The sequence below is a fragment of the Shewanella jiangmenensis genome (genome assembly GCF_018596335.1).
Lineage (GTDB): Bacteria > Pseudomonadota > Gammaproteobacteria > Enterobacterales > Shewanellaceae > Shewanella > Shewanella jiangmenensis.
The window spans coordinates 140583-153817 of record NZ_JAHEPS010000002.1 but is presented as its reverse complement, the minus strand read 5'-3'; the positions used below and the strand labels follow the sequence as shown (position 1 = coordinate 153817).

The 13235-nt window shown below is 56.3% G+C and carries 14 protein-coding genes; all 14 read right to left on the bottom strand.

From position 1 onward, the window contains the following. Nucleotide 1: 1 nt before the first annotated feature. On the bottom strand, nucleotides 2-1498 hold the full coding sequence (gene rng, locus KJI95_RS06220) for a ribonuclease G (protein ID WP_214506803.1): 1497 nt from the start codon (nucleotides 1496-1498) through the stop codon (nucleotides 2-4). Nucleotides 1499-1547: 49 nt separating this feature from the next. Next, nucleotides 1548-2132 carry a Maf family protein gene (locus tag KJI95_RS06215; RefSeq protein WP_214506325.1) on the bottom strand — a complete coding sequence of 195 codons (585 nt, stop codon included), beginning with the start codon at nucleotides 2130-2132 and terminating at the stop codon, nucleotides 1548-1550. A gap of 19 nt (nucleotides 2133-2151) precedes the next feature. Further along, entirely contained in the window at nucleotides 2152-2640 is a 489-nt protein-coding gene (gene mreD / locus KJI95_RS06210; RefSeq protein WP_214506324.1) for a rod shape-determining protein MreD, read from the bottom strand. Further along, nucleotides 2637-3809, bottom strand: a complete 1173-nt coding sequence (mreC, locus tag KJI95_RS06205) for a rod shape-determining protein MreC (RefSeq protein ID WP_214506323.1) — start codon at nucleotides 3807-3809, stop codon at nucleotides 2637-2639. The genes mreD and mreC overlap by 4 nt, the downstream gene beginning before the upstream one ends. Before the next feature lie 44 nt (nucleotides 3810-3853). Next, nucleotides 3854-4903, bottom strand: coding sequence for a rod shape-determining protein (locus KJI95_RS06200; RefSeq protein ID WP_214506322.1), 1050 nt, complete (start codon nucleotides 4901-4903; stop codon nucleotides 3854-3856). A gap of 210 nt (nucleotides 4904-5113) precedes the next feature. Next, nucleotides 5114-7714 (bottom strand): DUF8470 domain-containing protein, encoded by a 2601-nt coding sequence (locus KJI95_RS06195; RefSeq protein ID WP_214506321.1) that lies wholly within the window; start codon nucleotides 7712-7714, stop codon nucleotides 5114-5116. Between the two features lie 79 nt (nucleotides 7715-7793). Next, on the bottom strand, nucleotides 7794-8252 hold the full coding sequence (locus KJI95_RS06190) for an MSHA biogenesis protein MshP (protein ID WP_250885684.1): 459 nt from the start codon (nucleotides 8250-8252) through the stop codon (nucleotides 7794-7796). Then, nucleotides 8242-9084: a PilW family protein gene (locus KJI95_RS06185; RefSeq protein ID WP_214506320.1), complete on the bottom strand. Its 843-nt coding sequence runs from the start codon at nucleotides 9082-9084 to the stop codon at nucleotides 8242-8244. Before KJI95_RS06185 ends, KJI95_RS06190 begins: the two co-directional genes overlap by 11 nt. A 22-nt stretch (nucleotides 9085-9106) precedes the next feature. Beyond that, nucleotides 9107-9667, bottom strand: coding sequence for a type II secretion system protein (locus KJI95_RS06180; RefSeq protein ID WP_214506319.1), 561 nt, complete (start codon nucleotides 9665-9667; stop codon nucleotides 9107-9109). After that, nucleotides 9657-10160: a type II secretion system protein gene (locus KJI95_RS06175; RefSeq protein ID WP_214506318.1), complete on the bottom strand. Its 504-nt coding sequence runs from the start codon at nucleotides 10158-10160 to the stop codon at nucleotides 9657-9659. The genes KJI95_RS06180 and KJI95_RS06175 overlap by 11 nt, the downstream gene beginning before the upstream one ends. Before the next feature lie 131 nt (nucleotides 10161-10291). After that, a complete protein-coding gene (locus tag KJI95_RS06170) occupies nucleotides 10292-10810 on the bottom strand; it encodes a prepilin-type N-terminal cleavage/methylation domain-containing protein (RefSeq protein WP_214506317.1) in 519 nt (172 codons plus the stop codon). Nucleotides 10811-10847: 37 nt separating this feature from the next. Beyond that, a complete protein-coding gene (locus KJI95_RS06165) occupies nucleotides 10848-11453 on the bottom strand; it encodes a pilin (protein WP_214506316.1) in 606 nt (201 codons plus the stop codon). A 70-nt stretch (nucleotides 11454-11523) separates the two neighbouring features. Then, nucleotides 11524-12009: an MSHA biogenesis protein MshF gene (locus KJI95_RS06160; protein ID WP_214506315.1), complete on the bottom strand. Its 486-nt coding sequence runs from the start codon at nucleotides 12007-12009 to the stop codon at nucleotides 11524-11526. Nucleotides 12010-12014: 5 nt separating this feature from the next. Then, the gene (locus KJI95_RS06155) at nucleotides 12015-13235 is read right to left on the bottom strand and encodes a type II secretion system F family protein (protein WP_214506314.1); all 1221 of its coding nucleotides are present in this window, start codon (nucleotides 13233-13235) and stop codon (nucleotides 12015-12017) included.

Genomic DNA, 13235 nt, shown 5'->3' with positions numbered 1-13235 from the left:
GCTACACCATCACTACATCAAACTTGTTCTGGGCATACAGGGGCTCTTGCTGCACCCGGATGCGCTTACCAATATACACTTCGAGTTCAGCGACATGATGATGCTCATCGCCAAGCAGGCTGGCGTGCACCGCAGGGGCGCAGTACACCAGAAATTCATCGGCCTTGTAGGCTTTATTCAGACGGATAATCTCGCGGAAAATCTCGTAGCTCACGGTCTCAACCGTCTTCATCGAGCCGCTGCCTTTACAGGCCGGGCATTCGCCGCACAGCACATGCTCCAGGCTTTCGCGGGTGCGCTTGCGGGTCATCTCAACCAGGCCAAGCCCTGAAAAGCCGCTGATATTGGTCTTTACCCGGTCGTGGGCCAGCGCCGATGAGAGGCTTGAGAGCACCCGCTCGCGGTGATCGTCGCTCTGCATGTCGATGAAATCGATGATGATAATGCCACCAAGGTTTCGAAGCCTCAGCTGCCTTGCAATGGCCTGAGTCGCTTCGAGGTTGGTGTTGAAAATGGTTTCTTCGAGGTTGCGATGACCAACAAAGGCGCCGGTATTGATGTCCACCGTGGTCATGGCCTCGGTCTGGTCGATAATCAGATATCCGCCGGACTTAAGCTCCACCTTACGCCCCAGCGCCCGCTGGATTTCGTTTTCAACATCATACAAATCAAAAATCGGCACACTGCCGCTGTAGAGTTCGATTTTCTCTTCAAACTCCGGCATAAATTCCTGGGCAAAGTGCTTGAGCTCTTCAAAGGTGCTGCGGGAATCCACCTGAATACGGTCAAGCTCGGTACCGACAAAGTCGCGCACTATGCGTACCGGCAGCGCCAGATCCTGATAAAGAAGCGTGCTGCCCTTGCGCTTGCGACGCTCAGTGACCTTGGCCCACACCCGGCGCAGAAACGCGGCGTCCTGACGCAGCTCTTCTTCACCGGCTCCTTCGGCGGCGGTGCGGATAATAAAGCCGCCATCTTCATCGACAAATGGCAGGGTGGCATTTTTAAGGCGGGTGCGCTCTTCTTCCGATTCGATGCGCTGCGACACGCCAACGTGGCTTGAGCCCGGCATAAACACCAGATAGCGCGATGGCAGGGTGATGTCTGTGGTCAGGCGCGCACCCTTGGTGCCGAGCGGGTCTTTTACCACCTGCACCATGATGTCCTGCCCCTGACGCACCAGCTCAGCGATGTCGCGCACCACAAAGTTGCCCTTTTCCACATCGGCCACACATTCGGTGTGCGGCACTATGTCAGAGGCATGTAAAAAGGCCGCCTTGTCGAGCCCTATGTCGACAAACGCGGCCTGCATACCGGGCAGCACCCGGCTTATCTTGCCCTTGTAAATATTGCCCACCAGCCCACGCTTCATGCGCCGCTCTATGTGCACTTCCTGCAGCACGCCGTGCTCAACCAGCGCCACCCGGGCCTCGTTGGGCGTAACGTTTATCAGCAGCTCGGAGCCAATTTTGCGGGGATTCTTCTGACTGGAATTCATAGGGCTGTCCACGGGTTTCCCCTCAGGGAAAGGCAGTTAATCGAAAGGCTCACACCAGACCAAATTGCGCCAGCAAACGGCGGGTCTCAACCAGCGGCAAGCCAACCACGGCGCTGTAACTGCCATCAATGGCTTCAACAAACACGCCGCCAAGGCCCTGAATGCCGTAGGCACCGGCCTTGTCCATGGGTTCACCACTGTCGACATAGGCCAGAATATCGCCTTCGCTGAGCGCGGCAAATTGCACCTTGGTGGTGACAGTATCACACAGGGCGCGGCTGCCGTCTGTGAGTGCGACCGCGGTCAGCACCTCGTGGCGACGGCCGGACAGCGCGCGCAGCATGGCGGCGGCTTCGGCCTTGTCGGCAGGCTTACCAAGCAGCGCTCCATCGAGAACTACTATGGTGTCGGAGCCGAGCACCACGGGTGATTCAAATTCGCTGCACAGCGCCAATCCGGCGCGAGCCTTTTCCAGCGCCAGGCGGCCGACGTAGGCCGATGGCGTTTCGCCTTCAAGCGCGCTTTCATCGATATCGGGATTAACCCGTTCAAAGCGGAAATTAGCCACGCCAAGGCCGGCCTGAGCCAGTAATTCTTTACGACGGGGGGACTGAGACGCCAGGATCAGGGTCATTTGAGTTTTCTCGCTTTACCTATCTTACTTTGTAGCCACGGCGCAGACGGCGCAGACTCCAGAACACCCAGGGCCAAATCGCCAGGCTCGACACCATGGGCCAGAAGATATCATGGCTGTAGGTGGCCTTGGTGAGCACATATTGCAGCCAGAACACCACCAGGTGATACACGCCCACCAGACAGGCCACCAGCAGTGATTGCTGCCAGATGGTAAAGTTGCGCATCCGCTGGAAGTGCAGCGCTACCACATAAATCACCAGCGAGAATCCAAGTGCCCTGACCCCAAGGGTGGAGCCAAGCAGCACATCCAGCGCCACCCCCAAAATCCAGGCGGTGAGGATGTTGTATCTGTGCGGCAATGCCATGGTCCAGTAAATCAGTACCAGCAGCAGCCAGTCCGGGCGCCACGCCTCGACTATCTCGGGCAGCGGAATAATCTGCATCAGCAGACCAACAAACAGCGTCAGCCAGACAATCAGCCGGCCATTGGGTGCCTGCAGACTCATCGTCTTTCCTCCGCAGCGGTGTTGTTACCCTCGGCGGGGACTGGATTTGGCTGTGCCGTGTTTGAAGCACTAGCCGCTGTACTATTTTGCGCAGCTGAATTTGCCTGAGTCTGCGGCTGCGTTTGCGATTGCTGCTGCGATTGTGCCTGCGTATTAGGCTGAGCTTGCTGCTGCGTTTGCGGCGCAGCTTGCGCTCCGGTCTCAGTAGCAGATTGCGCGCCTGTTTGTGGCGCCGCTGTGCCCACAGGCTGATCAGCAGCGGGCGTTTGCGCGCCATCGGCTGGCGTTTGAGCTGACGTCTGATCTGGAGTCTGGGCCGGCACCTGGCCAGGAGCCAAGGCGTCGGCCGGGGTAACATCCAGACTTGGCCAAATCAGCAGCAGATAACGGATACGGTCAAGCGCCGCCAGCGGCTGCGCCATCACCCGCGCATAGGCCTGGGCTTCATCGCGCTCGACTTCGGTCACGCGAGCAACCGGATAACCTTCCGGAAAGCGCCGACCGAGGCCCGAGGTCACCAGCAGGTCACCCACTTTAACGTCGATACTCTTGGCTACGTGGCGCAGCTCCACTTCGTCCAGCTCGCCGGTGCCATTGACTATCATGCGCACATCGTTACGGGTAATACGCACCGGAATGGCATGGCTGGTGTCAGACATCAGCAGCACCCTGGCGGTAATGGCACTCACATCCACCACCTGCCCGACCACGCCCTGGGCATCAAGCACAGGCTGACCCACATACACACCGTTTTTCAGGCCGCGGTTAATCACCACCTGCTGATGAAAAGGGTCGCTCGCCACTTCCATCACCTCGGCCACCATCTTGCGTGCATCCATGTGCACCGGTGAGCCAAGCAGCAACCGCAGGCGCTCGTTTTCCTGACGCAAATGCTCAAAACGCTGCAGGCGCTCGCTCATCATCAATTGCTGACGCAGCATTTCGGCATTCTGGCGCTGCAGCATATTGCGGGTGGCAATGGCTTCAGCAAAATTATCCAGCATATCCCCGGGGACACTGGCGAGATATTGTAAAGGGCTAAGGAGAGTCGCCATTGACTGGCGCACAGGAGTCAGCCGATCGTTGGCAACGATCAGCATCACCGACATGATGACGGCAAGGGTCAACCTGAATTGGTTGGAGACGCCACGAACAAAGATTGGCTTCATAAAACAAGTGAGGCGGTAGTGTTACCGCCTCTTAATCCCCGAAATCAGTTTTCCTCGGAGAAGAGATCGCCACCGTGCATGTCGATCATCTCCAGTGCCTTGCCACCGCCGCGCGCTACGCAGGTCAGCGGATCTTCTGCAACCATCACTGGAATGCCGGTTTCCTGCATCAGCAGACGGTCAAGGTCACGCAGCAGCGCACCACCGCCGGTCAGCACCATGCCGCGCTCGGAGATGTCAGAGGCGAGCTCCGGTGGCGACTGCTCGAGGGCCACCATCACAGCACTGACGATACCGGACAACGGCTCTTGCAGCGCTTCCAGAATTTCGTTGCTGTTAAGGGTAAAGCTTCTTGGTACACCTTCGGCAAGGTTGCGGCCGCGCACTTCGATTTCCAGCACTTCGTCGCCGGGGTAGGCAGTACCGATAGTGTGCTTGATACGCTCGGCTGTGGCTTCACCGATGAGGCTGCCGTAGTTGCGGCGTACATAGTTGATGATGGCTTCGTCAAACTTGTCACCACCGATACGCACAGAAGAAGAATAAACCACGCCGTTCAGAGAGATGATGGCCACTTCAGTGGTACCACCACCGATATCCACCACCATAGAGCCGGTGGCTTCTGACACAGGCAGGCCAGCACCGATAGCGGCGGCCATTGGCTCTTCAATCAGATACACTTCGCGGGCACCTGCGCCCATGGCAGATTCGCGGATAGCGCGGCGCTCAACCTGGGTGGCTCCCACAGGCACACACACCAGTACCCGAGGGCTTGGACGGAAGAAACTGTTGTTGTGAACCTGCTTGATGAAGTGCTGCAACATCTTCTCGGTCACATAGAAGTCGGCAATTACGCCGTCTTTCATCGGACGGATGGCCTGAATATTGCCGGGAGTACGGCCGAGCATCAGCTTGGCCTCGGTTCCTACTGCCGCGACAGACTTTTGTCCAGAGCTGGTGCGTTCATTCCGGATCGCCACCACCGAAGGTTCGTTAAGCACAATACCTTGATCGCGCACATAAATAAGGGTGTTGGCGGTACCCAGGTCGATCGAGAGATCATTGGAAAAAATGCCACGCAGCTTTTTGAACATGTAACCAGCCTGTTTGATGAGGAGCCAGGGAAAATGAAAAATCAGCTAACTTTATCAATGACACCCTGATTCCACAAGACCGGCGAGGTTAACAATCGCTAATCAAGTGATTTTTTTTAAGCCGTTTATAAAGTGGTGAAAAATACCGCAGTTTTTTAGCTGGCGCCCACCTGGCAGCATAATTCACTGCCCGATGCGGGTTGATGAAGTTCAGTTAACCTCACGCCAGAATATTATCCGGTCATCGCCACGGTAGCGGCCGAAATAGGCACTGGCTCGCGGGTCAGACAGGCTGTTTGGACTGCTGCCATCCCAATTCCAATACCACTTGAGCCAGTCGTCCACCGCAAGCGGCGCCGTTACCTGACCGCGATACAAAGGGCTGCCCTGTGACTGCCAGTACAAATCCAGCATTCCGGCACTGAACTGGGCTGGGGCAGCGCTGCGAAGTATGCTTTGGCCACCCAATAAGGCGGGGGCGAAGCGGTAGCCCAGCAACGGGTCGTCAACCTGGGTTGCCAGAGCGGGGTTAACCAGGGTGCAGCTGTCAGCTGCCAATGCCCCCCAGGCGCTGCCCTGCCAGTACTGCGCCTGGGCGCGCATTCTCAGCACCGCCCCTTCCGGGCCATAGGTGTTATCAAGTTGCACCCGGCCGTGGTAGAGCTTAAGCGGCGAAGTGTTCAATCTGCGCGCGGTACAGGTGTTACTTGGCAGGGTACAATCGCCAGAGCTGTCAGGCTTCATGTCCATACCCGTAAGCTTGCTCATGCCGCCATCGCCATCATCGAGCTGCAAACCAATATCCAGCGCCTCAAAGGGCCCATCGGCGAGTGGCGCCGTGGTGCGGCCAAAGGTGAATCTGTGGTTAACATCAAATGCCATAATGCCCTTGCTCCAGCTGCCAGCAAGCGGGCTTAAGCGGGCGTAGAGATCCACGCCATTGTCACTGTTTTCGCCATGAAGACTCGCCACGCCTTTGGCAAACACCCCCTGATAGTTTTCAGTCAGGGCGCCATTTAAGTTTTTGGCTTCTATGGTCATGGCGAGCGGCGTTGGCTGATCCATGTAACTGAATCCGCTGCAGGCCGGCGTCAGTGAGACGCCCGTTAGGTCAAAACTCGCCGGCACAAAGCGCCCCGTATCCACCGACTTGGCCGCAGGCACGGTAAAGGCGTTGCTGCCAAGATAGGCGCTGAACGGCGCCGTACCAAACCTGAACACCCCGACCTCGCTGATACTTTGAGCCACAGTATTCGCCGCCGAGGGATTGGCGCTCGACGCGGCCTGATGCGCGTAAGTGGCAGTACCAAGTGCGCCGCTGCTGCCAAGCGTAGGCGCAACAAGCTCATGATTAAGCATTATATTTTGTCTGGCAAAGTTGGGCGTGGTGGGATTGTCGCAAAAGTTCGTGTCGTTATCAGTGACCCAGGCATGGGCGCTCAGCTTAAGCCCAAAGCTATCACCAGCCTTTTTATAGGCCGCACAGGTCTCATCGCCGCTCGCACAATAGGCATTGGCATCAACGGGTTGAACACACATGCCTGCGGGGAAACTGACAAAGCTGTCGCTGCCCTCAAGCTGCAGGTTTCCTTCACTGGCGGAGCCGATGTAGCGCGCATTAAGGGCAAGCTTGCCGGCATCGGGGTAATTTACATTCAGCGTAGCCGTGCCGCTGGCATTAAAGGCGAGCGGCAACGAGGTTGGGCTCGATGCTGACGTCGCGACATTGGTGTTATTCACCGACACTCTGGGGCTGCCAAATATAGTTGCCGGGTCCTGATATTCACTCCAAAACTGAATGTTTTTACTCACATTCTGGAACGTAGGCACACAGCGCTGACTCTGATTATCCTTTCGCACCGCACTCAGGGTAACGGTCGCGGATTTGGCCGCAAGCTTGTCCGGCACATCCAAAATAAGGCCACTGTCGGCAAAGGCGATGGTGCAGGCCGCCACCGACGGGGTGTTGTTACCGCGCTGGCACAGGGTGGGATTGATTGCTGCGACACTGGCACTGCCAACCCCTATGGTGACCAGCGGCGCTGTGACCGTATGCCACAGGTTTTTACTGCCAACGCCATTAGTGAGGGTCAGCTGACTGCCGCCTTCCCAGCCGGTAACGGCATTGGCCGCAGTGAGGCTTGCTGTAATGGCCGATGTTTCATAGCTGCTGCAACTGGCATCCTTACAGGCATATACGCTGACGGGCTCAGCCTTACAGGTCAGTGGACTGGCGCTGTAACGCATCAAAAAGTGGTCGATGGCCGAATTGGAGCCATCGTCACACATGCCGCCAAAGTCGGCATTATCCACCTGCGACAGGTCGATATTGATATTACTGCTGCCGCCGCCGACCAAAGGCCCGCCAGACGCAATCGCGCCATTCAGCGTGGCATTGCCGGTAATGTGCACCGCACCTGCGACATACACTATGGCATTGAGGGTGTTTTGGCCGGCAATCGAAAAGCTGCCGCGCACATAAATGATGAGATCGCTCGCCTTGCCACCAACGTTGATGTGGGCCTGGCTCATAGATAAGGAATTAAAGTAGAGCCGGGTGCTGGCGCCATTGGTACTGATAAAATTACCGTTTTTAAAGTCACCGGCGGAAAAATTGTAATCGCCGGGCGTGTAATTCTGCCGCTGGTTACAGCCGTGCTTATCGCATTCAAAAACGCCACGGCTTGGTTCCAGATTAGCGGGCGGCAAGAGGCCGGGGAAATGATTACCGGTCGGCGGTTTGGTAAAAATATCGCTGCAAAGGGGCACTGCCATGGCGGGCAGCCACAGCATCAGCAACACTGCTAACACAACGCCGCGCCACACCACTTTTGTCGACGTAGCATTTGTCCACGCTGCATTTATCCACGCTGCATTTGTCCACATCAGATTAGTCCACACCACGGGCACTGACCTCCACGCTGCGACTGACCCTGAGCGCGCCACTTTCACACACGGCGCGGCTGACCAAACGGTACTGATGCTCACCATCGCTGACATAATCTGTACACGACAGGTTGACGCTACAGCCATGAAAACCTACCACAGCCGGCACATTCCAGCTTGCGGGCACATTGGCACAGCTCGATGTGCCGCCATTCAGCGGATAAAGCTTACCCATGGCAACATCGGCACCGCTGTTGGCAGCGGCCAGCGCGCGGGTACTCCACACCTCAAGCGTTAAGGCCTCATCGCCGTCGTTGCTCATACGAATAAGCGCCGCCGCCAGCAAAAACATCACAGTTATCACAAAAATACCTATGATAAGCGCGCTGCCCCGCTGGCGGGTTTTACCAAGCCTTTTAGGGAAATTGGCAGGCCGCAAGTTGCGTTTAGCGTTAGGGGACATTGATCACCTGCACCTGATGCTGATAGCCAAAGCTTTGGCCGTTAACACTGAAAGCCGCATCCAACTGAATAACCGCATTATTCATCAGGGTCGATGGCAGGAGCGACAGTGGGGCCGCGCTAACCACGCCCTGCGCCATCAAGGCCGCCTGGCCGCCCGCACGCATGGCAGGCACATCGGGCTGCGTAGGCGAGAATCCATAACCGGCAAAGTGCCATAGCTTGATATCGCCACCTGAGACGTCACCAATAAAACAGTAGCTTATCGGCGTGCCCGTTAAAAAAATCCGCCGGCTCGGCGAGGCTTCGCTAAAACGCACTGCGGTGGCAAATTCAAGCTCTATGGTGTCGGCAGCGCTTGCCTCAGTCACCTTTTGCACCACAAAACGCTTACCCAAATTGCCCGCTGGATTGGCATACACATCGCTCTCGGCCAACGGATAAACAAAGGCAAACTGGCCCACGGCGATACCAGTCTGCGGCGCATCGCGAAACAGGGTTGCAGTTTTGGACGCAGGGCCACTGGCAAGGCCAATGCTGAGGTAACTGCTGCTCGCAGCTATCGGCACCAATTCAAGACACTGCCAACTCTCGCTGCCACTATTGCCGCTAGCAAGGCGCGCACTGCCGGGCAATGCTGCGCGGATATCGCGGGTCATGCGCTCGATGGCGTAGCGGCTCTCGCCTGTGACCTGCTCCACCGCCGATGACTCCACAAAAATGCGGGTGCCGAAAATAATAAAACTGCTGACGCCGACCGCGAGCACCCCGAGCACCAAAATCACTGTGACCATTTCCACCAGAGTAAAGCCGCGGCTCCTTAACATGCGCATCAGCGGCTCCTTAAAATGCGCATCAGTAGTTACTCCTCTGAGCATGATAAGTGATGGTTTCGCCGGCGGGGGTGGTCACATGCACTGCAATCAATTTGCTGTCGGCACTGTTGTCAGCGGCTGCGCTGCTTTGGCGGCTTACTTCGACCGTCAGGCGATAATTTGGATAGCGGTCGCTGTAGCGCTCGGTCGAGTTGAGCATCAAGGCATCCTGAGTGAGGCCGTGGTAGTCATCCACATCATCAAAGTCATTACGCCCCTCGCCCGCTTCCGGCCCCATCACTGAACTGCAAGGCAAGCCCGCAGGCGAGCCACAGGCCGGCACGCCGCCATTGATATTGGTATTTTCATCAAACCGCTTACCCCAGATTTCATTGATAATCGAATGGGCCAGTTCAGCGCTGCGAACCCGCTGCAGACTCATGGCGGCGCGGTCGGCCTGGGGAAATAACATGGTCGAGAGCATTACCAGCGCGATTGAGAGCACCACCATACCAACGACCAGCTCCACCAGCGTAAAGCCAGCCTGACTGCAACCGCCATCGATGCGTGGGCAAGTGGCGGAGAAGGGCTTAACGCGCATGGATGTAGCCCTCAGATTCAATGGCAATCACCAGCGTCTCGTCGGCAATCACCTCAATGCAATCGCCGCTGCAAAGCGGCAGGCGGCCAAGAGGGTCAAAGTCCAGCGAAAAACTGGTGCCCGACGCAATTAACTTAAGGCTGCTGCCACCCTGAAAGGGCTGCCAATCGGGCAGATTGCTGTTATCAAGCGCGCCGGAACACTGGTTAGTGCTGCGGCTGCTGTAGCGCTCCATCCTATATCCGTCAGCAGCACTCACCGCCACACGCACACAAATATCACCATTACTTAGCGCGAACAGCTGCGCCTTACGCAGCTCAGCCATAAATTCACTGCGAAGCGCATAGGCACTGTAGGATGAGGAGGATAACAAACGCGGAATAGCCACCACCGCCAGCACCCCAATCAGGATGATGGTGGTCACCAGCTCAACCAGGGTAAATCCCCCTGCCCGGCGGCGCGGCAAATGAAAGGTGCGAGAGTGGCTGTGCATTCGGAGCCCAACGGCCTGATGTCAGTCTTCCAAGTTTCCAACAACTTGGCTCACAAGGCAAATTTGGCGACGCCAAGCACTTGCCCATAAAGCAAAAAGGCCCGCGAAGCGGGCCATTTCGTTAGGACTAATTAACAGTCGTCGGCTGTTGGCATAACGCTATATACCGGAGGTGTATTGGCATCTGCCGCCTGGGTATAGGTGAAGCTACAGGCTGCAGGAGAACCTGTCTGCCAAATGGTAGCTACGCCATTGACAGTCCAAATAGTCCACTCTGCGTTATTGTCAGTAGTGATAGTCGGATCTGTTGGGCTTGTACCAACGTTAAAATCCATATCAACGGCGTTTTCCAGTTCAGCAAGAGTCGCCTGAATATACCCAAATTGGGTCACCGCTGGGGTACCTGTACCAATATCCACTGACGGTGCAGGTGTGCCATTGCTTGCAGTACGCTCAACACCGGCGAGCGCCGCTTTAGAGTAAACCAAAGAGTTCGCACCCTGGATAGCGGATTTAGCGCCATTCAAAGCGCTCAATCTTGCATCCGACTGCAGGTTGATAAACTTAGGTGCCGCGGTTACAGCCAGAATACCGAGGATGATGATAACCACCACCAACTCAATCAGAGTAAAACCTTGTTGTTTCTTCATGACAATTTACCTTCTAATCAAACTGGAATAACTGAAATTATGGGTTGGTGAAACTGAGAACTTTGCCGGTGCCCGGGTTGTAGGTAATGCCCAGGGCGCCGGGGGTAGATAAATCCGGTGCAGGTGTGGCGATGCCGGAATTGGGATCCAGCGTCAGTGAAGCCACCTGATGATAAACACACAAATCCAAGCCGCTTACTGACAGGCCATTCAGATCGTTGGTGCTGCCGCCCGCGCCGCCGATGGCCCGCACGGTATAACGCTGTTTGCGCGCATCCTGAGTGTAAAGCACATTGCGTGGCGTGCTTTGCAGGATCAGATTAAATACTTGCTGGCAGCTCGCGTCTGTCATGTCGGTGGCCGAAAAATTGCCATCACCGGTGGGATAGCCAAAACGCTTATCGAGGCCTATCTGAGTGCCATCGAGCAGCACGTAATTATTGTTGCGGCCGTCAATTTCCCATTGGGCACGCACGAAGCTGACCGCCGACACCAGCCCGCCGCTGACGGCATCCACGCTGGCCGCCTCGGCCTCATCGGTAATGTTGAGAAATCTTGGGATAGCCGTCACCGCCAATAGCCCCAAAATCACTATGACTATCACCAATTCAATCAGTGAAAAACCCTGCTGTTTAGCCTTCATAGGCGCCCCCAATCATCCATTTTTTCATTGTAGCAGCAATTTCAGCCTTGAAAAGTCCCATATTTAACAGCTAATTAGTTCGAGTGACTAAGGTCACTTTTCCGCTGTTCAACTGGTAAGAAATTGTATCGCCACCCCGGGCGCTGTAACGGCAGCTGTGCTGCGGCTCATCCAGGCTCACATCGCCATCCCAGTGATATCCCATCAGTTGCTGCCACAGCGCCCCGCAGCCCGCATCAGACAACTCCGCTGGCTGCGGCCAGCCATTTTGGCTGATACGCACCACCACAGGCGCCGGCGGTGCTTGCTCGTGCATCCGCGCCCAATCCAGCTTGATTTGCTCGCCCTGCCCCTCACCGAGCCACTGCGAGCGCGCCATCAACACTATATTGACAAGGCGCGTTTGCTCCAGCGCCAGACTGTGGGATGACAGGCTGTCGAGCGAGCCAAAGTAGCGATAGGCCAGCGCCGCCAGCAGCAACATCAGCACAACCACAGCCAGCAAGCGGCGGTAAACGCTTAACAAATCTGAGTCAGCATCCCGTTGGCTCAGCATCCGGCTCAGCCTCCCTTGACCACGTTGAGCATGTCCCACATCGGCAGGTAAATACCCAGCGCCAGCACCAACACAATGGCTGCGACTATACCGATGAGAATGGGTTCAAGCTTGGCGGTCAGGTTTTTAAGGTCGTAATCAACTTCGCCTTCGTAAAAGTCGGCGGCGTCATTCAGCAATTGCTCAAGTTGCCCCGTTTCTTCACCTACTGCAACCATTTGCAGTACTAAAGGCGTAAATAGTTTGCTGCTGTTGGACACCCTGAGCATGGACTCGCCCGATTCAATCCCGCGGCGCATGGCGACGATTTTGTCGTGCATAAAGGCATTATCCACCGCATCGGCAACGAGACTCAGCGCCTGGGTCATGGGCACGCCTGCGCCCATCATCATGGCAAAGCTGCGGCAATAGCGCGACAGGGTTGAGCGTTCGATAATCGAGCCCACCGCCGGCAGGTGCAGCTTCCATTTATCCCACTGTTTTTCCCCCTTGGGGGTTTTATGCCAGTAGCTGACGCCGCCGAACACACCAACAAGCACCATACCGATAAGCCACCAGTAATTGACGAAAAAGTTGGAGGTCGTAATCAGCAGCTTGGTCGCCCAGGGCAGCTCGGCGCCAAAGCGCGAAAACATGTCGGCAAATTTAGGGATAACCATAATGTTCAGAATCACCATGGCGATACCGATGGCGATAAGCACAAACATGGGGTAACGCATGGCGGATTTGATCCGCCGGCGGGTTTCCTGCTCGCGCTCAAGGTAGCCGGAAAGCTGCAAAAACACATCTTCGAGTTTGCCGGTGTTTTCGCCCACATGCGCCATAGAAACAAACAGCGCATCAAATACTTCGGGGTGATGGTTCATGGCCGACGACAATGGCCGGCCGGCGGTGAGCTGAGCAGAGATATCATCCAGCGCATCTTTCATCAGCTGCGAATGGGTGGTTTCGCTAAGGCCGGCTATCGCGCGCAAAATCGGAATGCCCGAGCGGCTTAAGGAATACATCTGGCGGGTAAAAATCTGTAGCTCTTCAAGCTTCACCCGCCCTTTGAACAGGGACTTGAAGTTGAATCCTTCCCCGGCCTGTTTGGTTTCTTTCAGCTCAAGCGGAATAACCGCCCGAGCCAGCAGCTGATCGGCGGCGGCATTCTCCGACTGTGCATCCAGCACCCCGGTAACCTGTTGCCCCTGGGCGTTTCGCCCCCGATAGCTGTATACCGGCAT